Genomic DNA, 25559 nt, shown 5'->3' on the forward strand with positions numbered 1-25559 from the left:
GCTCACGCATTTCAGCGCATCGTTGAGGTCCCGGCAAGGGGGCGAACGTGCAGATGTTCCCCGGAAATGCAGTGCAGTGGAGTGCGGTCAGGCGGGGCGCGCCAGGTCGTCGTGGACGCGGAGGAGGAGTTCGCGGGTGCGGGGGCCGTCGTGCTCGGCCAGCACGACCGCCTGCCAACGGCCGAGGTGGAGCGCGCCGTTGGTGATGGGGATGTGCAGCTCGGGGTGGGTGGCGAGCATGGTGCGCAGGTGGGAGTGGCCGTTGTCCCGTTCGCCGTGATGGGACCGTTCTTCGGGACCGCGGTGCCTGCCATGCGCGTAGGGGTGGTGGTCGCTGTGCGGCAGGAGACGTTCGAGAGCCCGGCTGGTGTCGTCCTCCAGGCCGGCTTCGGGCTCGTTGACGAGGAGACCGCAGGTGGTGTGCCCGCAGTACAGGTGCACGCTTCCCTCGGCGATACCGGCTTCGGCCACCAGCCGGTGCAACTGTCCGGTCAGGTCCACGTCCTCCTCGGGGTGGTGGGTGGTCACCCGGAGGAGGACCGTGAGCACGAGGTGGCTGCCGGGCGGCATGACTCGACGGGAGACGATGTCGATGCCGGTACGCGAGACGGTGGTCATGGCACCTCCATGGCGGTGGCGGTTTCTCGGACGGACATCCGCACCATGCCCGTGCCGGCCGTGCCCCGCCAACGGCAGTTCCGGCCTGGAAGGCAGCGCATCCGCGGTGGTCCGGTTTGCGGAGGCGCCCTTCCGGCGGAACGGCAGAGGGGGTACCGGTCGATGCGGGGCGTACGGGACCGTGCCCCGCGTCGCCCCGCATGAGTGCGTCCGGCCGCTCAGTAGGAGAAGGTGGCCGAGCTGGCCTGGTCGTTCATCGTGTCGCCCACGTAGGGGACGGCACCGCTGTAGGACTGGCTGAAGCCGAGGAAGTCGGCGTGCTGGTAGAGGGTGATGGTCCTGCAGGCGCCGGTGTTGACGGAGCTGACGCGGTCGTTCCAGTCGGCCCCGAAGCGGCTGAAGAAGCGGGTGCCGCAGCTACTGCCTATGAGGTTGAGGGAATCGCCGCCGAAGTCCTTGTCCGCGTAGATCGTGGCGAGGACCTGGTCCGACTGCGCCGCGGCCAGTGCCTTCCGGGCGCCCGCCGAGCTGTTGATCCGCGTCTGGAGCGTCTTGTCCAGCGCCGCGGCCTTGGTGTCGTTCGGGGCGTCGAGGCCGCCGCCGGCGGTGACTTCGCCCGGTGACGTCGAGTCGTCGTTCGTCGCAGGCCCGCGCCTGGCCGCCCGCCCCGCCGCTTCACTCGCCCTTGAGCTGCATCAGTTCGGTGATGCCGACGTTCCGGCCCTGGTCGACGATGTCATACGAATTGTCGAGGCAGGGCCCGTGCGGCGTGGTCTTCGGGTGGTGCCAGCACTCCAGGAGCTTGTCCTTCGCGGCGGAGGTGGAGGAGCTGGTGAGCTGCCCCTTGTCGTCGATCAGCTGGACCTTGGTGTCACCGTGCGCCAGGTGGGACGTGCCCGTCTTGCCGGTGCTCTGCCACTTGTGCGTCCCGTCGGCCTTGCAGGAGACCCCTTTGACCTCGTGGTAGTCGATCTCCCCGCTCTCGGCGCTCTCGGAGTCGACGATCACCTCCTTGTGGCCCGGCTTCGGGTTGCCGCAGTGCTTGTCGGACGTGCCGTCCTGAGCGGGTGCGGCGGAGCCGGGCGCGGCCGACGGCTTGGACGATGCCTTGGACGACGCCTTGTCGTCGGACGAGCTGTTGGGGCCGCAGGCCGTCAGGGAAAGGGCGGCGGTGCAGGCCAGCAGGGCGATGGCCGAGGTCTTGCGCAGTGACACGAGGGTTCTCCCGTTGGGTGGTGCAATCGATCTGTCGATCAGTGATCGATTTTCAACTGTCATGATCATTGCAGAAGTGATGGCGGAGACCGTCAGCGCCTCCCGCCGGCGGCGAGCACCACCTGCATCCCCCAGCCCGGCCCGGAGTTGGAGACGATCGTGGTGCTGACGCGGCTCACCCAGCCGACGGGGCGGCCGCCGAGGAAGCCGGCCGCCATGATGCGGTGCAGCGGGGTGCTGCCTCCGGGGTCCGCCAGTTCCTCCGGTGCCACGTACTCCTGTACCAGCCACCCCGCGCACGCGGGGGAGGAGGCCGCCTCCCGCCATTGCTCCTCCGTGCAGAACCGGCCGACCAGGATCCCCTCGCTGCGGGCGCCGAACGGCGGTTTGAGGACCAGTGATTCGCGTGCGTCGAGCACTTCCCGGGTCGTCACCCCGTCCCCGAGCTTGCGGCTCCAGGGGACGACCGAGGCCAGGATCCGCCGCTCGTGTTCGCTGAAGAGGCCGGCGAAGCGCGGGTCGGACAGGACGGCCATGCCGAGCTTGTTGTCCCCGACGGCGCGGCCCAGCAGCCCGTTGGGCACGGTCATGCGTCCGTCGGCCATGGCCTCGCACAGGCCCTGCCGGCCCGGGAGCCGGTCGATGAACGAGGGCAGGTCGTGCAGCAGGAAGCCGAGCGATGCCGGGCCGGAGGAGGCGGTGGTGAGGTGTTCTCCCGCCGTCAGCTTCGCGTCGATGCCCCGGCGGTGGGCCTGGGCCAGGAGCTCGGCGGTCTCGATGAATCGCTCGGCGCCGGGGTCGCAGACGATCGTCAGGGTGCCGGGCGGCTCCGTCGCGGTCGGTTCGCGCTCGGCGGCCAGCCGGGTCAGGGCGTCGACGAACCAGGTCTCCCCCTCGAGGGGGAACGGCACGGTGTCGCGGCCGCGCAGGGCCTCGGCGAGCCCGGGATGGTGCCTGCGCCAGTGGCGTACGAGCAGGCCCGCGCTGATGAGCCCCAGCGGGCAGCCGCCGTTGAACTCCAGAATCCGTACGTCGCCGGTGCGCCGGCCCGCCAGGTCGAGCCGGCAGTAGTCCAATCCGCCCCGGGGCAGCGGTGGTTCCTGCAGGGCCCACTGCTGCAGGAGCGGTGGGAGCCCGAGGAAGGACAGCAGGTCCTTGTCGTCGCGGCAGCGTACCGTCACGCGTTCCAGGCACGTCACGGCGAGCAACAGCCGTTCCTCCAGGAGTGCCTGTGCAGCCGGGTCGAGGAGTGCGGCCTGCGGCCACAACGGGAAACCGATGTGATCGCGCCATGTGTCGGGAGTGTGCTCCAGTGGCAGCGGCAGGTCTTCGTGCACCAAGGGGAGTCGGTCCGCGGCCGGAGAAGGGGCGGACTGGCGTGCGGAATTCGTCGGCATAAGTACAGAACCCCTCACTTTGTCACGGTTGGTTGAGTGATCGGCGGTTCCGGGACATTGCGGCCTGATAACCGCTGTCAGACGCGTGGCATCGCCACCTACCATCGAAGGCCGAAATAGCGCTATCTATCCATAAGGAGGGACCGCTATGAACGTGTCCGAGCAGATTGCCTTCGACCTCTCCGACCTGCCCGTCGAGGAGATAGCGGTCGCGGCCCCCGCCGAGGCGGAAGCCGCCGACCAGAAGTTCTGTGGCGGGCTGTGTGCATGGTGCGGTAAGTAACGCACGCACAGCGGACCACGACCGGCAGCCCGTCCCGGGCTGCCGGCTCTGCCCGCGGCCCGTCACGAGCGGGTCGGCCCCGGTCCGGTGACCGCACGGCGGTCCACGGCCGGGCCCGGCCTGGTCCGGCCGACCGGCAGCGCGGCCAGGACCTGCGAACCGTCGGCGCACCCCAGGAACGCCGCCACGGCGTCGGTGCTCGTGTCCGAGAAGATGCGTGCCGCCAGGCCCCAGCCCGCGGCGGCCAGCGCCGCCCGGTGCAGGGCCGCACCGGTGCGGGCCTGCAGGACGCGGTACCAGCGGTCACCCAACTCGGCCACCTTGTGGACCTGTTGCGGATCACCGGTGGCGAACAGGGTGAACGCGCTCTCCGCCCAGGCCAGCCGCGTGGCACCCGCCGTCACGGACCAGCACAGCTCCTCCAGTGCCCGCTGGCCCCCGGTCGGCCGCAACACGTGCTCCGCGCCCCCATACGCATACAGGCCCGGGGCCACTCCCTCGACCCGGGACGCCAGGCAGTGCAGCCGGACCTCCTCGGAGCCCAGCAAGCCGTCCAGGTCACCGGGACAGGGCGCGGACGCGGCCGCGAGGACGGTGGCGAGCGCCGCGAGGGGGGCCGGGTGCGGGAGGAAACCCCGCAGCGGTGACGGCAGTCGGTGCACCTGGCGGTCCGGTTCCGCAGCCACGGGCGGCAGGCGGACGTCCGTACCGGACGAGGGCGAGGGCGGGGTAACGGACGGCCGCGGTGCACGGCCGGCTCCCGTGGGTGCTCGCATGGTGGCCCAGTGCAGCGCGGTGCCGACCGGCAGCCGGTGCGCAAGGACCGGTTGAGAAGGCCGCTCCACGACCGGCACCCCGGGCGCCTCCCCGGTCTGGCGCGGTGCCGGTGGCGCGTCCTCGTCGTGCGTGAACGTCACCACGGCCAGCGCGGCTTCCTCGCCCCCGTCGGGCAGCCCGAGCAGCGCGTTGACACGGAGGTCGTCGAACGACAGGTGCAGCGCTCCCCGCGCCCCGACCGCGGAGCCGGCCGCGAGGGCCTGGGCCGCCAGAACCCCCGCTTCCTGCGTCTGCAGCCGGTACCCGAACTCCCCGTATTTCACGCCGGTGCGCCAGAACACGGTGGTGATGACCAGCACGGTCGTGGCCGGTGCGGCCGGTGGCTCACCGAGGGCGGCGGTGAGCGCGGCGCGGTGGTCGCCGCCGCGGACCTGCTCCAGGGCGTGATGGACGGGGTCGTAGTGGTAAAGCCCCTGCGCCTGCTGCTCGCTGCCCGGGGGTGAAACGTAGACCTCCGTGGGGTACCGCGCCCCGCCGGAGGGTGCCGGGCGGCCGACGGTTGCGACCGGCGGGGTTCCCAGCGGACGGGTGGCCAGGGTGAGGGGGTGCAGCCAGCGCTCGCGCACCAGGCCGTGCGTCTCGCGGAGCAGCAGCGACAACCTTCCCTGCGGGGTGCCGGGGTCGGGTGCGTGCCACGGCAGGACGGTGCGCGGCGCCCGGGCGTACCGCTTGTAGGAGGGCGGCACGTCCTGCGTGCCGGGGGAGCCGCCGGTCGCCGCCGGGGCCCTGGAGTACGGCAGGTAGGCGGCCAAAGCGTGACCGCGCTGCGATGGCGCCGGCAGGCTCGGCATGCGGGGTCCCTCCGGTGGATCTGGTCTGGTCTTGTCTTGTCTGCTGTCACGGGAACGGATGGGGGTGCGGGTTGAGCTCCGAAGGCTTGAGGTCGTGGTCGCGGTGTCCGAGGAGACGCGGGAGCGTCTGCAGCCGGGGCAGGCCGTCGACTCTGCGGTAGCGGTGGCCGAAGGTCATCGGCAACGTGCCCGGCACGATCACCTTGACGGACGTCAGCCCGCTCGCGGCCTGCTCCGCAGTGGTCTGGTCGACCGCGACGACGTCCATGCCGTGGGCGAGGTAGCGGCCGGCCGCCTCGGCGAGGTCGCCGGCCAGGTCCGCGGAGGCGGGCCACGCGCAGAGGTCCGCCACCTCCCAGGGCGTGATGAGCGGACCCGACACGGTCAGGAAGGACAGCCGGGCGGCGGCGTCGGGGTGCCCGTACAACTGCGCATGGTCGCCCATCTCCCGCACTTCGTCCGGGGAAGCCGCCATCCGGGCGGCGCGCTGCGGGTCGTAGCGGTCCGCCAGGCCGTCCACTGCGGAGCCGACCTCCAACAGGCCGCCCAGCAGGGCTTGTTCGGGGTCGATGTGTGCGGCGGCACCGTTGAGGGTGCGGGGCCGGTGCGGGGAGGGGCGGGTGTCGCAGGCCATCATCCAGAATGCGGGAATGCGCTGCTCCGTCGGCACGAAGTACGCGGACAGCCGGTAGCCCGTCTCGTGCTGCACGCGTTCGACGAGCAGCGGGATGCGCTGGTCCAGGCAGGCGTCGAGGTCGACACGGCGGCCGGGGAGCCGCGCGTACCAGGTCAGCAGGAACGCGTCGCGCTCGGCGACCTCCAGCAGACCGTGCAGGGCCGCCTCGGTCGGACCACTGCCCATGGCGCAGCCGTTGGAGCACTCGTAGACGAACTCGTCCTCGCCCGAGCCGTAGTACGCGTAGGCAAGGGGGACGAGCACGGGTGCGCCGGAGGCGAGGGAGTGGCCCCGCACCCATGCCATCGGGGCATTCGGCCGGTAGCGGCGGAAGGGGAAGTCCGGCAGGTCGTGGCGGCGGTCGGGATACAGGCCGAGGGCGGCGGGGTCGAGCGCATGCCCGGCGACGGATGTGTAGGGCGCCCGCACCACCTCGCCGCCGGCCTCCGGCCGTTCGCCGGCGGCACGTTCGAGGGCCTCGGCGACGGCAGTGAGGCGGGCGGTGGTGAAATCCAGGGCGCGGCCGAAGCCGTGGTTGCCGTTGGCCGCACCTTCCGACGGGGCGCGGGTGGCGGTGGCGACGACGCAGCCGCCCTGGACCCCGGCGGTGACACGGGTGGCCCGCCCGGTGAGGGGATCCGTATGCCGTTGCGTCAACTCGGCGTCGAGCGGCTGAAGACGGTAGGCGGACGCGGCGGGTTTGACCGTCCGCACTGCCGCGCCCGGGAGTGGTAGCAGCGCGCGCCCATCGTGCCGCGCGCCGGGTGTGCACGCGCTGCACCGGGGATCCGGCAGGACCGGGTGACGGGTGACGGTGGCGAGCCGCCCGTCGAGGCGCAGGAGGGCGTGCAGCGTGCGGGGTTCGCCGGTGCCGTGGACGATGCGCGACACCTCGTCGGCGGCGAGTGCGCCTGCGGCGCGGGCGGCCGGCGGGACGATCGGGGCGCTGGGCAGGTCGTCGAGCGTCTCGCCGTGGGCTTCGCGCAGGGCCGCCACAGTCGCGCCGCTCTCCCGGTTCGCCGTGCGGCGGTGAGCGGCGCACTCGGAGCACCCGGGAACTCCCGGCAGGGACACGGGTCCTATGAGGACGGCCCCCTGTTCGGCATGAACGGGCAGCCAGGGAAGGCCGCGTGCGGCCGTGTGCCGCTGTGCCGTTGCCCGGGCGAGGGCGGCGGGGGTGTCGGTGAGGGTGACGACCAGCCCGGGGTGCGGTGCCGGCAGGTCCGTTGCGGGTGATCGGCCGGTGATCGACGTGCCGGACGGGACCCGGGAGGCGAGTTCCCGGAGGAGGGCGGCCAGTCGCGTGCTGTCGTCGAGGAGAGCCACCACCGGGTGTGCCGTGCCGTGTTCGGGTTTGTGTTTGCGGTTCATTGCAGGACGACCCGGGCGACGTGCGGCAGGAGCCGGGCGGTGAGGGGATCGGCGTCGAGCCGGACCGCGACGGGCCGGTGTCCCGCCGCGGCGAGCGCCTCGACGGGCGTGCGGTCGGGGTACGGGGGAGCGGCCGGTGCGGAATCGAGCAGTCCGGGGGGTACGGCGATGCGCGGTGGCCCCCACTCGGGCCGTCCCGCCGTGTGCGCCTGCCAGTCGAGCAGGGCGTCGCGCAAGGCGCCGGAGACGGCCTGGGCGCGGGTGCCGCCGGAGGCCAGGACCAGGTGGCCGTCGCCAGTGGTGACGGCGCAGGACGGCAGGCCCGGCAGACCTGCCCAGTGCACCGTGTACACATGACGGGCGTACAGCGGCCCGGTGCAGGTGTTCAGCAGCCGCCACCAGCGCCGGGCTTGAGCGGTGAGAGCCTCGTCGTCGGGCGGCACCGGTATGCATCCGACCGGCTCGCCGCGGGCGAGGGCGTCGGCCAGGAGCGCTTCGCAGAGTGCGCCCGTCGCGGCGGCCACGGCTGCGTCCCAGTCCAGTGCGGAGGCCATCCCCGGCGGAACGGCAGTTCCGGGCTCGTCGGGTGCCCCGCGCGCGTACACCTGCTGCGCCGGCACCGGTGCGGCAGCCCCCGTGAGGAGGTCGGTGCCCGGTAGTGGTGCGGGCCCCTGAGTGACTGCTCCTGCAAGCCAGCTGTAGGCCGTGAGTCCCTTCAACAGCGCCTGGGTGCGGGACGATTCGCGACTGTCGCCACATCCCACGGGGGCCGGCGGGGTGACGGCGCGGGGCAGGATCCCGTGCGGGTCGGTGACCTGAATGCGGCATGCCCACAAGGGGAGTTGCGGGAAGTCCTCCTCGGAGAAGGAGGTGAACACCCCGGTGCGGCTGTCCACAAGGGTGCTGATGCGGTTCAGGAGGTCTTGCGCGTCGACGGGGCCGGAGGTGTCGGTGCGGGTGCCGGAAGGGGTTGGTGAGGCAGCGGGATGGGGGAGGCAGGGGTGGTCGGTGGTCTGCAACGTGCACAGGTCGATCAACGTGAACCGGGGGCCGGGATCCCGGTCCGTGGCCGGTGTGTCCAGCCCGGTGAAGTGACGGAAGGCGCCGAGGACGCTGTGGGAGGCCACGAGAGCGGGCACCGGGCCGGTCAGCCAGGGATCGGCCGGCTCCGTGCCGGTCGTGCGCGCAGCGCCCAGCCGCCGCCAGCCGCCGTCGACTTGAGTCCCGGACGGCAGACCGAAGGGGCTCAGCCATGCTTCGCCGCCGGTGACGAGAACCTGCCCCAGGGGCAGCCCGGCCCGGTCGCAGATGCGGGCGAGTTCGCCTGCATCCTGATGCCACCCGGTGGCGCACACGTGGAGCACCGCGTCGATGCCGTCCAGCAGCGCAGCGGCGTCACCGGTGACGATGTCGGCGTGCTGCGCGGCGTCCCGGCGGCCGCGTACGGCGGCCTCCCGCGCGGACGTCACTTCGTCATGAGGCACCGCAACCCGCAGGTCACGGCACCCGGCGGCCAGTGCCGCCTCCACCACGGCCCACGCCACCGGGCCGCCACCGGCCAGCAGCAGCCGAGCCCTGCGGAACCGCTCGAACCGGTGCTCCGCGGAGTCCGCGGCATGCCGCACGAAGGCGATCTCCTCCGCGTACTCCTCGCATTCGGCACCGGTGAGCCCGTGCCCGCGCTCCGGACTCGCATCGGTGACGAACCCGTGCTGCTGGAGCAGGCCCACCAGATTGCGCACCATGTCACGGTGGGCCGGGGGCAACGCCGCGGTGAGTTCGTCGAGGGTGTGCCGGCCGGTCAGGAACGGTTCGAGCCGCGTCATCCAGTCGTACAGACTGCGGCCGGTGAGGGTGCAGCTCCCGGTGTCGCCGTGGAGATAGATCCCTTGCGGGCAGCGCACGTAGCGTACGGTTCCCCGCAGCTTCGGACGCACCTCCGCTCACCTCCGCCCGTGTGACGACTGAGGGCACTCCTACCCCTGGCCGTCGGCGGAACGCACCGAGCCGGGGGACGGATCGGGCCAAAAACGCCACCGGTCGGCCGGCAGGCCGCCGTGGCACGGGCTTCGGGTGCTGCCGGGGAGCGGACAGAGGATGTCGCGCGCCTGCGCGGCGGCTGGACCTCGGAAATGCGCCGCCTGAGCATTTCGGGACCGGACGGGTGGCGGCGTTCCCTGGTGCTGCGGTCCTTCGTCAAGCCCTTCTATGTCCGGCACGCCGAGGGCCTGTTGACACGTGAGGCCGCGGTCCTGCGCCTGCTCGGTGGGACGGACGTGCCCGCAGCCGCACTCGTGGATGTGGACGCGACGGCGGCCTGCTGCAACCACCCGTCCTTGCTGATGTCGCTGCTCCCCGGGACCGTCCGCGTGGACGATCAGGGTGCCGGGCAGCGTGCCGATCTGCTGGCCGCCCGACTGCTGCGCATCCACCGGGTCGAGGTGACTGCGGACACGAGGCCGCGGACGTGGCAGCCCTGGACCTCCCCGGAGCGGGTGACGCTGCCGGAGTCCACGGCGCGGCCGGAGCTGTGGCAGCGGGCTGTCGACGTCATCCGGCAGGCTCCTCCCGCCTGCGAACCCTGCTTCCTGCACCGGGACTTCCATCCGGGCAACGTCCTGAAGGGCCGTCAAATCACTCTACTCATCCCAGAACCTGCCTGCAGAACACACTTTGCTTGTTCCTTGACCTCCTCATCACACAGCGCGATGAGGAGGTCAAGGAACAAGCTGACGCGGCTCGACGTACGCGTTCGCGCGTTCGCCTGCCCAGGAATCGGCGAACTCGTTCACTTCCGACTTCGACCTGCTCGCCGGCGACGAGCGCAACCTGATCCGCCTCACTTTCCTCGACGATGCTTACCGTGCGCTGTATGCCGACTGGTCCGGGCGGCACGTGAGTGCGTCGCCGTGTTGCGGATGGAGGCCGGCCGCCATCCCGAGGGCCGTGAACTCGCTGCCCTGATGGGTGAGCTGAGCGACCGCGATCCGGACTTCCGGGCCTGGTGGGCCGACCACCGGGTCTGTGGTCCCGGCAGCTCACCAAGACCTGCCTCCACCCTCTGGCCGGCCCGCTCGCCCTCGACGTCCAGCAGTTCGCCGTCGACACCCAGCCCGACCAACAGCTCGTCGCCTGCACCGCACCCCCTGGCACTCCCGCCGAGGACGGTCTGCGCTTCCTCCTGCAGTGGGCAGCGGCACCACGTGCGACAGGAGCCCATGCCGCAGCGCTGTGAGGGTCTGAAATCGGCCTATCGGTCATGTGGCCAGAGTGACGCATGTGTCACTCTGGCCACATGACGTGGAACGGTGACGAGTACCAGGCCCGGTTCGACCGCATTGCTGCCGACGGGGGAGACGTCCATGGCGAAGCCACGCTGGTCCGCTCCTTCGAGCCCGGCACGGTCCTTGACGCGGGCTGCGGCACGGGCCGGGTGGCCATCGAGCTCGCCCGTCACGGCATCGCCGTGACGGGTGTGGACATCGACGAGTCGATGCTCGCCACTGCCCGGCGGCTGGCTCCGCAGATCCGCTGGTGCCGGCAGGACCTGGCCGGCCTCGATCTGGGGCAGTCGTTCGACGTCGTGGTGGCAGCGGGAAACGTCCCGCTGTTCACCCCGCCGGGAACGGAACCGGCCCTGGTGGCCGGGGCGGCCGCCCATGTGTGTCCGGGCGGCCGCCTTGTTGCGGGTTTCTCCCTGGACCGCGGGTACACGCTGGACGACTACGACGCGCACTGCCGGGCGGCGGGACTCACCCTGGAATCCAGGTACTCGACCTGGTCCCGGGAACCGTTCACCGACGGGGAGTACGCCGTTTCCGTGCACCGCAAGTCCTGACTGCCTGCCGCCGGGCCGGAGTTCACGGCAGTGCGTGCCGCAGGGCCTCCGCCAGTTCCGCCGGGCGGTCGCGCAGCAGGTTGTGCCCCGCGGCGATCAGCGCGGTCGCATGATGGCTCGTCGTCAGCGCCGACCACGCCGCGACGTCCTCCTCGGTGACGGTCCGGTCCTCCGTGCCGCGGATGGTGAGGATCGGCGACGCCACAGGTGTCCACCGGGCGGCTCCGGTGAGGTGTTCGTGGGTGGCCCGGTAGTCCGCGCGCAGGGCCGGGGCCACCATCTCCAGGACGTCCGGGGCATCGAGCAGCTCGGCGGGCAGGTAGCCGTCCGCGACGACTTGGGCGAAGAACTCGTCGTCCGGGCGGTCCCAGCAGCCGGCGGCCGTGCGGACGGCTGTCCCCGGCGCCTGTTGTGCCGAGGACGCGAGCAGGACCGCGGTCTCCGGCTCCAGCGCGCGGGCTGTCTCGTACGCCAGCACCGATCCCGACGAATGGCCGTACAGGACGATCTGTGCTCCGCCCGCATGGGCGCGGATGGCGACCGCCAACTGCTGGGCCAGGCAGGGGAGATCGCAGAGCGGAGGCTCGTCGAGCAGTGCCTCCCTCCCGGGCAGGCGGATCGCCACCGGGTGCGGGTCCGGGGCCAGGGCCCGGCCCAGTGCCAGCACCGCGCTCACGCCCGCACCCGCGTGCGGGAACAGGTACGCCATCCGCTCCGGCTGCTCGGCGGGCACGAGGTCCACCAGCCATTTCCTGCTCACCGCGACTCCTTCCGCTGTGCTGTGTCCAGGTCGGCGGCGAGGGCGCGGAGGTAGCCGCAGGCGGTGTCCAGAAGGCGTTCCGCCTGGCCTCCGTCCCCCGCGTGCGCCAGTCGCAGCGTCAACTCGTTCCCCTTCGTGAACGCGCTGAACTCCCAGTGGAACGGCCTGGGATTGTCCGGGCCCCGGTCGCCCCGGTCCGGCAGCGGGACTTCCACGAGGTCGTCCTTTCCGCTTCCCGCCGTGCCCGTGAACACCGATCCGAGCCGGCCCAGGTAGTTCACGCTCACCCACGGGCGGTCGGGTGCCGTGAGCCGGGCGTCGCATGAACGGGCCGCCCGGGCGCTGTCGAGCACCTCGCGCGGATCGGCGTCCGGTGCGGCGTCGACCAGTACGGGGGTCAACGCGGTGAACCAGCCCACCGTCCGTGACAGGTCCGCGTCGTCGACCGTCTCCTCGTCGCGGCCGTGAAGTTCCATCACGGCGCGGACCGCGTGGCATCCGAGGGTCGCGGCGGTCGCGGCGGCCGCCGCCGCCAGTACGGCGTCCGCCGGGTGCGCGCCCCGCCCCGCCAGTGTGTCGAGCAGCGAGCCGGTCTGCTCGAAGCCGAGCGTGCGCTCGACGACCCGGGTGCTGCCCTCGTATGTCGTGGGCGGCGGGCCGGGGACCGCATCGGGTGCGTCGCCCCGCCCAGCGAGGCCGGCGGCGTGCCCCGGCAGGGACCGTGCCCACTGGTCGTAGGAGACGGGCACGGGGGGCAGCCGGACGGTGTCCCCCGCGGCCCGGTGGGCGCAGGCCGTGCGCAGGTCGTCCAGCAGCACGCCCCACGACAGCACGTCCACCACGAGGTGATGTGCGGTCAGGACCAGCAGGCGGCGACCCGCCGCGTCCCGGATCAGCGTGGCGCGCAGCAGTGGGCCGGCGGCGATGTCGAGGCCGCGCCTGGCCCGCTCGATCGCGGCCGGCACGGCCTCGTCATCGGCGGCCGACACCTCCTCGACCGCCACGGTGTATGCCGTCGGGTCGCTCACCTGCTCCCAGTCTGTTCCCTGCTTGCGGAAGCGGTGACGCAGCGCACCGTGATGGTCGGCCACCGCCTGGACGGCGGCCAGCAGCGCCTCGGAGGACAGCGATTGCGGTATCCGCAGTGCGACCGACTGGTTCCAGTGGCCCGCATCGGGCAACCCCAGCCCGAAGAACCAGCGTTGGACCGGGGCCAGGGGGATGGACCTGCGCCGGGCGAAGCTCTTGCTCACCGTGACCGCCTTGGCGGCCGACGTGGTGACCCGGGCCAGCGAGCGGACGGTCGGGTGCGTGAACAGGTGCCGTCGGGTGACCTGAAGCCCCCGGTCGGCGGCTTTCGTGGCGATCCGCACGGCCTGCACCGAGTCGCCGCCCAGGGAGTAGTAGTCGTCGTCCAGACCCACGTGCTCGACGCCGAGGACCTCGCACCAGACGCTCGCCAGCACCGCCTCGGTCTCGGTCATGTCCTCGACGGGCCCGGGCGCCTCGGGGCCGGCGGCCGTCGGCCCCGGAAGATCACGTGATGCCTTGCCGTCCGGTGTCCTGGGCAACTGCTCCTCGCACAGCAGCCGTTGGGGCAGCAGATGAGCGGGTGTCTCGCGGCGCAACAGGTCCATCAGTGCACTCACGGAGACGGTACCGTCCGTCTCCACCACCGCTGCGGATCCCTCCGCCCCGCCTCCCGGAGCCGTGGCCGCCCGTACGGCGGGGTGCGTGCGCAGCACCCGTTCGACCCGCGCCGGGTCGTGGTGGTAGTCGTGCTCGGAGCGGATCTCCGCGACTCGGCCGAGGACGACCAGTCTGCCGTCCGGGAGGAACACGCCCGCATCTCCCGTCCGTTGCACGCGGGCGTGCGGGATCAGAGGGTGCCGGAGGGCGGGGTTCTCGTGCTCCGCACCGAGCGGTACCGATGCCTCCTGCACGCCGACGCAGATCTCCCCGGGCACTCCCGTCGGGCACGCGCGGCCCCACGCATCCACCACGCACAGGGGCGAACCGGCCGGGGGCCTGCCCACCGGCACGATGCCGGTGACCGGCGGTGCGGCCTGTGCAGCGTGATCGACGGGCACCTCCGCCTCGGACAGTGCCAGTCCCCACTCGGCGCCGCCGTACACGTGGACGAGACGAACGCCCGGGGCATGGGACCGCCACCGGTGTACCAGGTCCGTGCCGAGTGTCTCGCCGCCGACCACCAGCGTACGCACCGCGGGGGTGCCGCCGTCGGCGTCCAAGCGGGAGACGAGAGCGGCCAGTTCGGTGGAGGTGACCGTGGCCGAGGCGGCTTCCCGCCCGCGCGCCAGCTCCTCCAGCCGCGCGGCCGGAGCCAGGGGCACCGCGGCGTTCCCCGCCGCAAGGGTGGTGAGCAGGTCGACCGCGAGCCGGTCGGCCGTGCCGCAGGCGATCAGTACCTCCCCCGGCCCGTTGTCGCGTACCGCGCGCGCGAGCGCCCGGTGTGTGAGCACCATCGGACGCCGGTCCCCGGTGGTGCCGCTGGTACGCACCACCAACGCGGGTGCCCCGAGGCCGACGGGGTGCTCTGCCGGGGGCGCCGACGCAACGTCGACGCGCACCACAGGAGTGCCGGGGACGTCCGCGGATCCCGTCATGTCCACCAGGGCCGACGCTCCCACCTCGGACAGCTCGGCAGGGGCGGAGCCGCCCTCCGTGGTGAGGGGGGCGCAGAGCAGGCCCGCGCGCAGCACCCCCAGGCACGCGGCGGCCAGGTCGGCAGCCCGTGCAGCCTGTACGGCCACCACGGCGGAGGGGCCGAGGCCCGTGCGCGCATCGAGTGCGGCCGTCACCAGGTCCGCGGCGCGGTCGACCTCGCCGTAGGTCGCGGTGTCCGGGCCGTCGAGGACCGCCGGAGCCCCGGGGTCCGCTGTGGCCCACTGCCGCACGCGGTCCGTGACCGGGTCGCCAGGGCTCTCTTCCGGGAGTCCGGCTGCGTGCGGGGCCAGTGCGGTCAGGGCGCCCAACTCGGCGTCGGGCGCGGCGAGCAGGGCGTCCACCAGGGCCTCGAACCGGTCCGCCAGCCGGTCCGCCGTGGCCCCGGTGAACAGGTCCGTGTCGTACTCCCAGGTGATCGCGATCGAGTCGTCTCCCTCGTGGACCGCACCGGCCAGGTCGTAGACGGCCCCCGTGCGGCGCAGCGCCACGGTTTCCAGGGTCAGCGCGCCCAGCGGTACGCGCTCCCCGTCGCGGTCGGCGGACAGCAGCGTACCCGCCGCGCTCAGCGCGGGGTCGTGCGCGGCCTGTTGTCCGAAGCAGACCTCCACCAGCGGGGCGCGGCCGCGGTCGCGGGGCACGTCCAGCCGTCCCAGCAGGTTCTCGAGGGTGACGCCGCTGTGCTCGAGCCCCTCCAGAAGCGCCCGGCCGACGTGGCCGAGCAGGGCCGTGAACGACTGGTCCGGCGACATCCGGACCCGGTGCACCACGGGGTTGGCGAAGTAGCCGAGCACGTCGGCGAATTCGGGCCGCTCGCGGTTGGCGGTGATCACTGCGACAGCGCTGTCCGCGCGTCCGGTGCAGGCGTGCAGCAGCACGTGGAACACCGTGAGCAGGACGGCGAACGGGGTCGTCCCGGCGGCACGGGCGTACGTGCGTACGGCGGCGACCCGTGACGGCGACAGGTCCCTGCGCAGCGTCGAGCCGCGTTGCCCGCGTACCACCGGCCGGGGCCGGTCGGTGGGCAGGTCGGCGGGCGGGGGCGGGGGCGTCATTCGCTGCACCCAATGCCCGAGCTCGTGGGCGCCGAGAGGCGTGCGGCCCCGCGCGATCGACCACGTCGCGAAGTCGGAGTAGCCGTGCGCGGGCGCGGGCAGGTACGCCTCGGTGCCGGTGCTCTCCGCGGCGTAGAGCACCGCCAGCTCCCGCAGCATGGTGGTCATGGACCAGTAGTCGGTGATCAGATGGTGCTGGGACGCCACCATCACCGGGCCCTTGGACAGCCCGGTGTAGAGCCGGACGCGCAGCGGTGGATGCGTGGTCAGGTCGAAGGGCTCGAATGCCGAACGGACCAGCTCCTCGCGGTGCGTGCGGTCCCAGTCCGGTGGAACCGGTACGGTCGAGAAGTCCAACCGGGCTTCGGCGGCCACTTGTTGGACGGGGTTACCGCCGTGCAGGGGGAAGGTGGTGCGCAGTACCGGATGCCGGTGGGCCAGGGTCGTCCAGGCCCGCCGCAGGGCCTGCGCGTCGCAGCCGTCGACGAAGCGCGCGGCGACGGCCACCACGTACGCCGACCCGCCCAGATCGAGATGCTCGGCGTGCCACAGCGACATCTGGTTCGGAGCGAGCGGGAACAGGCCCTCGGCCGGCCCGTACGGAACCGGGTCGGTGTCGTCCTCGGGATCGTCGAGCCGTTCGGCGAGCTCGTCGGCCAGCTCCACCAGCGTGCGGGGGCCCAGAATGTCGGGCAGCGGCAGCTTCACCCCCAACTCCCTGTGCACGGTCATGCGCAGCCGCAGCGCGGACAGCGAGTCCACGCCGGCCGCCCGGGCCGGGGCGGCGGGGTTCACCGTCGCGGGTGCTGCTCCCACCATCTCGGCCACCTTGAGGTGCAGGTGGTGGCCGACCTCGGCGCGCCGCTCGTGCGGCGGGAGCGCCGCCAGCCGCTCCCGTACCCCGGCCTCCGCCTCGTTCCGCTCGTCGGCGAACAGGGCGGCGAGGGACGGGCGGCGCACCTTGCCCAACGGGGTGCGCGGCACCTCGGCCACCATGTACACCCGCCGGGGTACCGCGTGGGAGGGCAGGTGCCGTGCGCAGTGCGCGAGCACGTCGGCGGGCTCCGCCCGTGCGCCGTCGCGCAGTTGCACCGCCGCGACCAGCAGTGCTCCCCTGCCGGGCAGGGAAACGCCGGCCACTCCGGCATCGGCGACGAGCGGGTGTTCCGCCAGCACGCGTTCGACCTCGACCGGGTTCACCTTGTGCCCGCCGGTGTCGATCAGAACACGGGAGCGTCCCACGACGGTCAGTCTGCCGTGCGCGTCCAGGCTGCCCAGGTCGCCCGTCCGGTGGTGGCCGCTTCCCGGGTCGTCGACCACGGCGCGGCCGGACACCACGATCTCGCCCGTCGCGCCCGACGGCAGGGGGGTGCCGTGCGCGTCGACGACCTGGACCCGCGTGCCCTCCAACGGTGTGCCCACGGTGCCGGGGGAGGGTTCTTCACCGACGTCCCAGCAGACGCTGCCTGCTTCCGTGCTCCCGTAGGTCTGGCGTACGGGGAGGTCGAAGCGTGCCTCGAAGCGCCGGGCCACGGCCGGGTCGAGGAAGTTGCTCCCGGACAGGCACAGGCGCACGGAGCCCAGTTCCACCGGTGTGTCCGGGGGCAGGTCGGCCAGGGCGTCGAAGAGCTGGGGTACGGCGATCAGCAGCGTGACGCGATGCCGGGCCAGCGCCTGTACCACGGCGTCCACGGAGGACGCGCCCGAGCTGCGGTCCGGCAGCACCAGCGTGGCACCGGAGCGCACGGCCGCCAGCAGGCAGCAGAACTGCCCGAGCGCGTGGAACAGCGGCACCGGGCAGAGCAGGACGTCGTCGGCGGTGATGTGCGCCGTCGCGGTGGTGTTGCTCGCCTCGGCGACCTGGTGGGCCTGGGTGCGGATGATGCGTTTGGGTTCGCCGGTGCTGCCGGAAGAGAGCGCGGTCACCCACGGCCCGTTCATCTGTGACGGCCGGTGCCGTGTGCCCGCCGGGGGCAGGGGGAGCGGACCGTCGACGGTGAGGACGGGGCCGTCGGTGAGCGCGGTCACGGGGTGTCCTGCCGTGGTGACCACAATGGCCGGGCGGCTCTCGGCCAGTCTGCGCCGCAGCACCGCGTCCGGCTGGTCCGGATCGACGGCCTCCACCGTGCAGCCCGCCGCAGCGGTGGCGAAGTAGGCGACCGCGAACTCGGGCCGGTTGTCCAGCACGAGCAGCACGTGTGCACCGGGGGAGGCGCCTGCGTCGGCCAGTGCCCCGGCGAACCGGGGTACGGCTGTGGCCAGTTCGCGGTAGGTCAGCGACTGCTCGCCCTGGACGATGGCCGTCACTGTGGGATGGGCGGTCGCCGTGGTCGCGAGCATGTCGAGCACGGGGCTTGCGCTCACCGGGTCTCCTCCGCCAGCCGCTCGGCCAGCTCAGCAGGGGTGGGGTGGATGAACACGTCGCGCGCGGTGACCTGCAGGCCCAGTTGCAGGCCGATCTCGGTGACGGCGGTCACTGCGCGAGCCGAGTCGCCACCGTGCAGGAAGAAGTCGGAATGGACGCCGAGGCCGGTGATGCCCAGCACCCGCTCCCACACCTGCACCAGCGCCTGTGGGGTCGGCGCCGGGCGGGAGAGGCCGGATCGCCGGCGCAGCAGTGCCGCCCGGTCGACCTTGCCCGAGGGAGTCGTGGGAAGCCGGTCGACCGTGTGTACCTCGGTGGGCACCATGTAGTCGGGCAGCAGTCCTTTCACATGGGCGCGGAGGCGGGCTGCGTCGGCCTCGCCGTGTCCCGGCTGCCATTCGACGAAGCACACCAGCCGCTCCGCGCGGCCCGAGCCGTCCGTCGGAGCGGCCACCGCCGCCCGCCGGACCGCGGGGTGGCTCGTGACCGCGCTCTGCACCTCCCCCAACTCGACGCGTTTGCCGAGGAGTTGTACCTGGTCGTCGATGCGGTGCAGGAATTCGAGGTCGCCGGAAGGGAGTTCGCGGACCAGGTCGCCGGTGCGGAAGCAGCGTTCGCCGTCCACCTCGACGAACCTGCGTGCGGTGCGTTCGTCGTCGCCGAGGTAGCCGATCCCGACCGTCGGACCGCCCAGGTACAGCTCACCCGGTGTGCCGGGGGGCACCGGTCGCCCCTCGGGGTCGCGGATGTCGGCCCTGATGTGCGGCAGCGGTGTCCCGATCGGCGGCAGGACGGTGCGGTCGGACCACGCGGAGACGTCGCAGAACATCGCGCCGGCGACGGTCTCGGTCGGCCCGTACTCGTTGAGGACGCGGCTGGGGAACCCCGGCGGCGGGTAGGCGGCGAGGCGCTCGCCGCCGGTGCGGATGAGCCGTACGTCGCTCAGGTCCGCACCGTCGAGGCGGAATATCGACTCCAGCAGCAGCGGAGGGATGTAGGTCTGGGTGATCCGGTTGGCGCGCAGCCAGTCGACGAGTGCGCGGGGCGACGAGCGGTCGGTGTCGGACGCGATGTGCACGGATGCGCCCGTGCTCAGGAAGGGCCAGAGCTCGTCGATGGTGACGTCGAACCCGGGCGAGCCGATCTGGGCTCCGCGCTCGCCCGGCGAGGCGCCGACCATCCGGGCGTACGCGGCGACGTAGACGTCCATCGCGGCACGGCTGATCAGGGTGCCCACCGGTGTTCCCGTCGATCCCGAGGTGAACAGGCAGTAGGCGGGGTCCTGCGGCCGGGCGCCGGGACCGCGCGGAGCGGGGCCTCCCCGGGCCGGCAGGGCGTCGGGCCGGACGGCGGGGCCGCCGACGGCTTTGGCCAGTTCCTCGTCGTCGGTGATCAGCAGGGCCACCGCGGCGCGGTCGAGCAGCAGGCGCAGCCGGTCCGGTGGCTGGGCCTGGTCCAGCGGCGTGAAGCAGGCGCCCGCGAGCAGGACGGCGAGTTCGAGAACGAACAGATCGGCGGTGCGGGGCAGCACCAGCCCGACCCGGTCCCCGGGGCTCACGCCGTGAGCGGCCAGGGCGCCCGCCGCCGCACGGGCGCGGGAGTCGAGTTCGGCGTAGGTCAGCCGGGTGCCCCGGTGGTCGGTCAGTGCCACGGCGTCCGGAGCCCGGCGCACGTGCCGGGCCACAGCGTCCAGCAGGTCCATCGATCGCTACCCCTTTCGGGAGCGGGCACGCACGGCACCCGTGGGCATCCTGCGCCCGACTCCCCACTCGTCGAACCACAGCCGCGTCTCGGCCGTGCGGAAAGCGCCGCCCGGCGTGGCCTCGTACTGCCGGTAGCGGTCGATCGCGGTGAGGTAGACGTGGACGGTGGCCGCCCAGCACGTCCCCTCGTTGACCATCAGGTGCAGTCGCTTGTCGTCCTCGGGCAGGATCGGCGTGATCCGGCCGGGCGCGATGGTGAACTCGCTCGCCTCGGCGAGCTCGACGCACGCTCCCACGTGGCGGGTGACGGCGTACTTGATCTCCTTCGTCGCGCCGGTGAGCGCGCTGACCACGCCGGTCGTGTCGTCGTGGTCGTGGATCGGGCTCCCCTTTCCCGGACCCCAGAAGACGAGGACGATCTGGTAGGGGTCCTGCAGGGAGTTCAGCAGCAGTCGTGTGTAGTTCCCGCTCGGCCGGTACTCCTCGGCGAAGCGCTGGTTCTCCGCCGAGGTGGTGAACTTCGCGAGTGCGGCGGAGAGTTGGTCGATCACCTCCTGGTGGGTGAGCTCGTCGGCCTGGCTCTTGGTCCTCGAGACCGCATCGATGAGTGCGGTGACGTCCATGAGTCACTTCCCCTGGGGGTCGTCGTATGGCGAGGTGCGGGAGCGCAGGGGGTGTGTGCCGGCCATGGCCGGCACACACCGCACGGCGGCTGGATGCGGCGAACCGCCGCACGGGCGTTCACGGTGACGCGCGCCCGGCAGATGGAAGGGCCCGTGTGCCGCGGTGCTTCGCGGAGCGGATGGCCTGCCGCGGCCTTCGGGGCGTGAACGGCGGGGTGGGACCGGGTGCCGGTGACACCCGTCCCGCACGGGGGAACGCGCGTGTCCGGATGGCGGTCCGGAGGCGGCGCCCCGCGGGCGGGACGGGGACGAACCGGAATCGGTGGAGTGGGGTGCGCCTGGCGGGCGGCGCGCGGGGTCCCTCCTTTCTCGCCCGCACCGGAGGCCGGCGGACACCGCCGGTGCGTGGGGACGGCGGCGGTTGGGGTCCCGCCCGTGGTCGGGCGGGACCTAGGCGCCGTTGCGGGGCAGTTCCCCGGAGGCGATGACGGTGTCGCGGAGCGGTGCGCACAACGCGATGAGCCGTTCCGCGCGTTCGGCTCCCAGGGAGCGGTAGGGATGAGCCGCGGCGCTGTCGGTCGCCTCCTCGATGCGGGAGCGCAGCTGTGTGCCGGCCTCGGTCAGCCGTCCGGAAGAGTCCAGGACGCCCGATGCGGTGAGCGTGGCCACCTCTGCGTCCCAGGCTTGTGCGGACCAGTCGCGGTGCTCGCGTGCCTGTCGGGCGCCGAAGAGGCTTCTTCCGGTGGCGGTGTCGGTGACCAGTGCCGCGATGGCGCCGACACCGTGGCTGACCAGTGCGGCGACGTGGCCGTCGCCGCGGTGCTCGCGCAGGAGCGTGATGCCGTGCCACAGCGCCATGTGTGCTTCTTCGGGCCATGGCAGCTCGGCGTGCGCGGCGAACAGGGGCCGTCCTTCGGGGGAGCACGCCTCGGCGGCGGCCCTGGCGAGTCCGGCCGCCTCGGCGACCTCAGGGCTCTTCACCACCTCGTCGCCGAGAATGCGGCGCAGCGCCCGGTCCACCGCGGTCAGGCGGGCCTCGATCACGCGCTCCGGCGAGGCCAGGTCCCACGCTCTGGGCAGATGGCGGGCGACGAGCGCCGGGTTGAAGTTGTAGAACGCGGCTGCCACCGCGGCGGCGGACGCGCGGCCGAGCGGGGCGGCGCGGCCGGCGAAGTACCCCATGTGCCCCGGCTCGAGTCCCGCGGACGTGAATTCCTGGTCGACCTCGGGGGCGAAATAGCAGAGTAGGTGTGCGGGTTCCCCCGCCTGATGAAACCGCGACGCGAGTAATCGGTGCGAATCGCTGATCATGTTCCGATGCTAGGACGATTTTTCGAGGAGTGTCAACGGCTTCCGTGAAATCGAAGCGATGTGCTTAAAGTGGGACCTGATGGGGAACCATGCATGAGCCATGGAACGTTTTGCGGGCGCGATCAAGCCATGCGACGAGGCCTTTTCCAGGCCCATGTCCGGTGCGGTCGAGGGTAATCTTCAACGCTCTTGCCCAATGCCTCTGTATGGCCCTTGAACTGCGTAAACGTCAGGTGTGTGCTTTCTTCGGAGATGAAGTGGATGTGGTGATGTGACTGCCACTAAAATGGGCACTGAAGACGATGCTTGCGATGTCGTCATTGTGGGAGCGCGGTGCGCCGGAGCCCCGTTGGGAATGCTGCTCGCACAGCGGGGGTATTCGGTGGAAATGGTGGATCGGGACCCTGTCGGGGCCGACACCGTTTCCACTCACTGGATCAGGTGGCCGGGTGTTCGGCAGCTGCGCTCATGGGGGCTCGTCGCGGCGCTGGAGAAAACGGGGTGCCCGCCCATCGTCAGTGCGTCGCTCGATTTCGAGGGCCACGTGCTGAAGGGCGGGCCGCGGGCGGGCGGGATGGAAGCCGCCACCTACGCACCCCGCCGGACCGAACTGGACGCGCTGCTGGTGGCCGAGGCCCGCGCCAGGGGGGCACGGCTGCGGGAGCGCTTCGCGGTCACCGGTCTCCTCGTCGCGGACGGCAGGGTCACGGGGGTGCGGGGGAGCGGCCCCGACGGGCCCGCCGGCCTGCGCGCGCGGGTGGTCGTCGGGGCCGACGGCCGCAACTCGACGGTCGCACGCCTGGTGCAGTCCCCGGTCGTCGAGGACAGGGGAGTGCTCGCGCGCAGCCTCTACGGCTACTGGTCGGGTGTCGCGGAACGGGGAGTGCGCGTGGTCTTCCGGGGCAGGCGCGGCATCTCCCTGTGGCCCACGCACGACGGTCTCACCGTGGTGTCGCTGGTCTACCCGCCCGAGGAGGCCCCCGGCGCGGGACGTGCGGCACTGGCGGAGTTCTACGCGTCGGCGCTGCGGGAGGTGCCCGAGGTCGAACAGGCCCTGACGGGCGCCGACTTGGTCTCCCCGCCCCGGGCCGCGGCCGTGCGCAACGCCCGCAGGCACGCCCACGGCCCGGGATGGGTCCTGGCCGGGGACGCCGGCGTCACCAAGGACCCCGTCTCGGCGCAGGGCATCTCCGACGCCTTCGCCGACGCCGCCGTGCTCGCCGACGCCCTGGACGCCGGGCTCTCGGGCTCGGCCGGGCTCGACGAGGCGCTGGCCGGCTACGCCGCGACCCGTGACGCACAGCGGCTCGACGCCTTCGCCTACACCTGCGAGCAGGCCGAGTTGCGCCCCTTCGGCGCCGGTTTCCTCGACGACCTGGCCCGCACCGCCGCCGACGCGCAGGCCGTCGAGGCGTTCGTGAACACCTTCGTCGGCTGCGAGACGGCGGCGGACGCGGACTGGCTCGGCGAGTCCCACTAGGGCCACGGGCACCTCCCCTTCGTCGCCGACGGACGTGGTCAGTGCGTGAGACCCGGGGGAATCCCCAGGAACAGGCCACCGCTGACCTCGATGAGCTGTCCGGTGACCCACCTCGCGTCGTCCGAGGCGAGGAAGGCCACCACGTCGGCGACGTCGGCGGGGGTGCCGATCCGGCCGAGCGCGGTCATGTCGATGACGATCTGCCGGGCCTCCGGCTGCTCCCGCCGCTCCGCCGCGGTCAGATCGGTGTCCACGGCGCCGGGGGCCACGGTGTTCACCGTGATGCCGCGCTCACCCAGCAGGTGCGCGAGCGTACGGTTCATCGCCACCACTGCGGCCTTGGCCATCGTGTAGGCCACGTCCGCCACCGCGACCCGGATCGCCGCGGAGGACACCGACACCACCCTGCCGCCGTCGGCGAGCAGCGGCAGTGCGCGCTGCACCACGAAGAAGGGCGCCCGAGCGTTCACCGCGAACAGCTCGTCGAAGATCTCGGGTGTGGTGGCCTCGAAGAACGTCGTGCTGAACCCTGCGTTGTTGACCAGTACGTCGAGCCGGTCCCTGCCGCCCTCGGCGAACCGGGAGCCCGTCTCGGCCAGGAGTGCGTCCACCCCGGCGACCGTCGAGAGGTCGGCGCCGACAACGAACGCCTGGCCGCCGCGTTCGCGTATGTGCGCCACGGTCTCCTCGGCGGCCCGGCCGTCGTGTCCGTAGTGAACGGCCACGTGCGCGCCGTCCGCTGCCAGCCGTTCGGCGATGCCGCGGCCGATCCCGCGCGAGGAACCGGTGACCAGTGCTGTGCGGCCTTTCAGGTCGGGCATGGTGCTCCCTTGAGAGTGCGGCCGGCCCGCAAGGACCGGGTAAGGCCGGTGGGTTGTGGCGCGGCTCGGGCCGCGGCGTGGGATCAGGCCAGGGAGACGGGATTGCTGGATCGCCCTCGTCGGGCTCAACGGCACGGGCAGGACCACGCCGCTGCGCATCCTGGCGGGCGAACTGCGGCCTGACCGGGGACGGGCTCGGCGACATCCGGTGCGGTGCGGCGGCGCCCCGAAGGGGCGCCGGGCTGTTGCGATTTGCGGCTCCGCCGGAGCGTTCGGCGACTGACCGCGGGACGTACGAGGCGAAGTGCTGTACGGGGCCGGGCGGTTCAGCCCACGGCGGCACGCTCCTTCAGGGGGGCCGTGCGCGAGGTGCCCGCCGCGGCGGTGGCGCAGACGGCTGTGGCGATGATGCCCAGTACCGTCATCGCGGCGCCGAATCCCAGGCCCCCGGCCGCGGTGGCGCCCACGAGCACCCCGGCTCCGCTCGTACCGAGACCGGCCGCGGTGACATCGCTGATCTGCAGCGCCGACGAGTTCGTGCCCGTCTCGTTCTCGGCGGACTGGTCGAGAACGAGTACGCCGGTGGTGGGCACGCACACGCCCATGCCCAGACCGCCCACGATCCACAGCAGGTATACCGGCCACCCCGGTGCACCCGGCAGGCACAGGGCCGCCATCCCCACGAAGCAGCACACCAGGGCGATCAGTCCGTGGCGCAGCAGGGACGACCTCGTGACCGTGGTGATCCTGCCCTGTGCCTGGGCCCCCGCCCACCAGCCGACGGCGCCCGCCAGCAGGGGCAGGCCCGAGGCCACGGTCCCGTAGCCGTGGAGCGTGACGAGGGTCAGCGGTACGACGGACTCGACGGCGTAGAACGCCCCGGCCAGCAGGCCGCGTACCGCGACCACGGCGGGAACGCCCCGGCGCAGCCGGGTCGATCCCCGTGGCAGCAGCTCCCGCAGTCCGGCCCCCAGCGCCAGCAGTCCTGCCGCCAGCAGGGGCACGGCCAGTACGGTCCGCCCGGCGACGACGGCGTTGCCTCCCGACTGCAGGGCGACCACTCCGATCCCGGCGAGCAGCGCGAACAGGGGCTTGCGGGACCTGTCGCCCGGCGCGCGATCCGGTGTCGGCGCCGTGCGCAGGGCGGGGAGCAGCGTCAGTCCGCCGGCCACCACCAGCGGCACCAGGCCGAGGAACACCCAACGCCACCCGGCGTGCGCGGTGATCGTGCCCGAGATGACCGGCCCGACCAGGGCCGGCAGGACGTAGGCCGCGGAGATGATGGCCAGTGCCCTGGGGCGCAGGCGGGGCGGGTAGGCGGTGGCCACGAGCTGGAACACCGCGATCGATGCCAGTCCGACGCCGATTCCCTGCGTGCCCCGGCCCAGGACGAACACCGCCATGTGCCCGGCGGTTCCCGCCAGCAGCAGTCCGGCGGTGAACACGGCGATGCCGGTGAGCAGCGGCCGGCGCGGGCCGACGCGGTCGCACCACTGGCCCGCCACGCCGAGTCCCACCAGGTTCATCACCAGGAAGGCGCTGTAGGGCCAGCCGAAGAAGGCGAGCCCGTCCAGGTCGCGCACCGCCGAGGGCATCGCGGTCGCGACCGCGATGCCCTCGAAGGCGAACAGACTGATGGCGAGGGCTATGCCGATGCTGGTCAGCCGCCATTGCGGCGCGAAGACGCCGGGGGAACGTTCCACGATTTCCTAACCCACGAAGCTCTGCGG

17 protein-coding genes and 2 pseudogenes are annotated in these 25559 nt (G+C 72.5%); 6 read left to right on the forward strand and 13 right to left on the reverse strand.

The window, feature by feature from the left end; all coding sequences use genetic code 11:
- Window positions 1–87: 87 nt before the first annotated feature.
- The 3 genes from ACMATS_RS36720 to ACMATS_RS36730 form a co-directional block, all read right to left on the reverse strand.
- Window positions 88–618, reverse strand: a complete 531-nt coding sequence (locus ACMATS_RS36720) for a secondary thiamine-phosphate synthase enzyme YjbQ (RefSeq protein ID WP_390779411.1) — start codon at window positions 616–618, stop codon at window positions 88–90.
- A 675-nt stretch (window positions 619–1293) separates the two neighbouring features.
- Window positions 1294–1833, reverse strand: coding sequence for a hypothetical protein (locus ACMATS_RS36725; protein ID WP_414170488.1), 540 nt, complete (start codon window positions 1831–1833; stop codon window positions 1294–1296).
- Between the two features lie 92 nt (window positions 1834–1925).
- The gene (locus tag ACMATS_RS36730) at window positions 1926–3173 is read right to left on the reverse strand and encodes a hypothetical protein (protein WP_414170489.1); all 1248 of its coding nucleotides are present in this window, start codon (window positions 3171–3173) and stop codon (window positions 1926–1928) included.
- Window positions 3174–3384: 211 nt separating this feature from the next.
- Here ACMATS_RS36730 and ACMATS_RS36735 point away from each other — a divergent pair, with 211 nt between their 5' ends.
- Complete coding sequence (locus ACMATS_RS36735; RefSeq protein WP_390779407.1) at window positions 3385–3513, forward strand: hypothetical protein; 129 nt, start codon at window positions 3385–3387, stop codon at window positions 3511–3513.
- A gap of 62 nt (window positions 3514–3575) precedes the next feature.
- Here ACMATS_RS36735 and ACMATS_RS36740 read toward each other — a convergent pair whose 3' ends face one another.
- The 3 genes from ACMATS_RS36740 to ACMATS_RS36750 are packed head-to-tail and all read right to left on the reverse strand — an operon-like array spanning window position 3576 to window position 9125.
- On the reverse strand, window positions 3576–5141 hold the full coding sequence (locus ACMATS_RS36740) for a SagB/ThcOx family dehydrogenase (RefSeq protein WP_390779406.1): 1566 nt from the start codon (window positions 5139–5141) through the stop codon (window positions 3576–3578).
- 46 nt (window positions 5142–5187) lie between these two features.
- A complete protein-coding gene (locus ACMATS_RS36745; RefSeq protein WP_414170490.1) occupies window positions 5188–7188 on the reverse strand; it encodes a TOMM precursor leader peptide-binding protein in 2001 nt (666 codons plus the stop codon).
- Window positions 7185–9125 (reverse strand): hypothetical protein, encoded by a 1941-nt coding sequence (locus ACMATS_RS36750; protein WP_414170491.1) that lies wholly within the window; start codon window positions 9123–9125, stop codon window positions 7185–7187. Before ACMATS_RS36750 ends, ACMATS_RS36745 begins: the two co-directional genes overlap by 4 nt.
- Before the next feature lie 120 nt (window positions 9126–9245).
- On the opposite strand from ACMATS_RS36750, the pseudogene ACMATS_RS36755 reads away from it, so the two are divergent.
- The 3 genes and pseudogenes from ACMATS_RS36755 to ACMATS_RS36765 form a co-directional block, all read left to right on the forward strand.
- Window positions 9246–9809, forward strand: a pseudogene (locus ACMATS_RS36755) (phosphotransferase family protein); the annotation flags it as partial.
- A gap of 211 nt (window positions 9810–10020) precedes the next feature.
- Window positions 10021–10423, forward strand: a pseudogene (locus ACMATS_RS36760) (hypothetical protein).
- 60 nt (window positions 10424–10483) lie between these two features.
- Window positions 10484–11026: a class I SAM-dependent DNA methyltransferase gene (locus ACMATS_RS36765; RefSeq protein ID WP_414170492.1), complete on the forward strand. Its 543-nt coding sequence runs from the start codon at window positions 10484–10486 to the stop codon at window positions 11024–11026.
- Between the two features lie 22 nt (window positions 11027–11048).
- On the opposite strand, the gene ACMATS_RS36770 is transcribed toward ACMATS_RS36765, so the two are convergent.
- The 5 genes from ACMATS_RS36770 to ACMATS_RS36790 form a co-directional block, all read right to left on the reverse strand.
- On the reverse strand, window positions 11049–11786 hold the full coding sequence (locus ACMATS_RS36770; protein ID WP_390779402.1) for a thioesterase II family protein: 738 nt from the start codon (window positions 11784–11786) through the stop codon (window positions 11049–11051).
- Window positions 11783–17890, reverse strand: a complete 6108-nt coding sequence (locus tag ACMATS_RS36775) for a condensation domain-containing protein (protein WP_414170493.1) — start codon at window positions 17888–17890, stop codon at window positions 11783–11785. The genes ACMATS_RS36770 and ACMATS_RS36775 overlap by 4 nt, the downstream gene beginning before the upstream one ends.
- Complete coding sequence (locus tag ACMATS_RS36780) at window positions 17887–19593, reverse strand: non-ribosomal peptide synthetase (RefSeq protein ID WP_414170494.1); 1707 nt, start codon at window positions 19591–19593, stop codon at window positions 17887–17889. Before ACMATS_RS36780 ends, ACMATS_RS36775 begins: the two co-directional genes overlap by 4 nt.
- 6 nt (window positions 19594–19599) lie before the next feature.
- On the reverse strand, window positions 19600–20217 hold the full coding sequence (locus ACMATS_RS36785; protein ID WP_390779399.1) for a cysteine dioxygenase: 618 nt from the start codon (window positions 20215–20217) through the stop codon (window positions 19600–19602).
- A 450-nt stretch (window positions 20218–20667) separates the two neighbouring features.
- Window positions 20668–21528, reverse strand: coding sequence for an SCO6745 family protein (locus ACMATS_RS36790; RefSeq protein WP_390779398.1), 861 nt, complete (start codon window positions 21526–21528; stop codon window positions 20668–20670).
- Between the two features lie 286 nt (window positions 21529–21814).
- Between ACMATS_RS36790 and ACMATS_RS36795 the strand changes: the two genes are divergently transcribed.
- Window positions 21815–23008 (forward strand): NAD(P)/FAD-dependent oxidoreductase, encoded by a 1194-nt coding sequence (locus ACMATS_RS36795; protein ID WP_414170495.1) that lies wholly within the window; start codon window positions 21815–21817, stop codon window positions 23006–23008.
- A gap of 38 nt (window positions 23009–23046) precedes the next feature.
- On the opposite strand, the gene ACMATS_RS36800 is transcribed toward ACMATS_RS36795, so the two are convergent.
- A complete protein-coding gene (locus ACMATS_RS36800; RefSeq protein ID WP_414170496.1) occupies window positions 23047–23829 on the reverse strand; it encodes an SDR family NAD(P)-dependent oxidoreductase in 783 nt (260 codons plus the stop codon).
- Window positions 23830–23884: 55 nt separating this feature from the next.
- On the opposite strand from ACMATS_RS36800, the gene ACMATS_RS36805 reads away from it, so the two are divergent.
- Window positions 23885–24112, forward strand: coding sequence for an ATP-binding cassette domain-containing protein (locus ACMATS_RS36805; RefSeq protein ID WP_414170497.1), 228 nt, complete (start codon window positions 23885–23887; stop codon window positions 24110–24112).
- A gap of 43 nt (window positions 24113–24155) precedes the next feature.
- On the opposite strand, the gene ACMATS_RS36810 is transcribed toward ACMATS_RS36805, so the two are convergent.
- Window positions 24156–25532: an MFS transporter gene (locus ACMATS_RS36810; RefSeq protein WP_391153622.1), complete on the reverse strand. Its 1377-nt coding sequence runs from the start codon at window positions 25530–25532 to the stop codon at window positions 24156–24158.
- Between the last annotated feature and the right edge of the window lie 27 nt (window positions 25533–25559).

It is taken from the genome of Streptoverticillium reticulum (assembly GCF_047456005.1).
Taxonomy (GTDB): Bacteria; Actinomycetota; Actinomycetes; order Streptomycetales; family Streptomycetaceae; genus Streptomyces; species Streptomyces reticulum.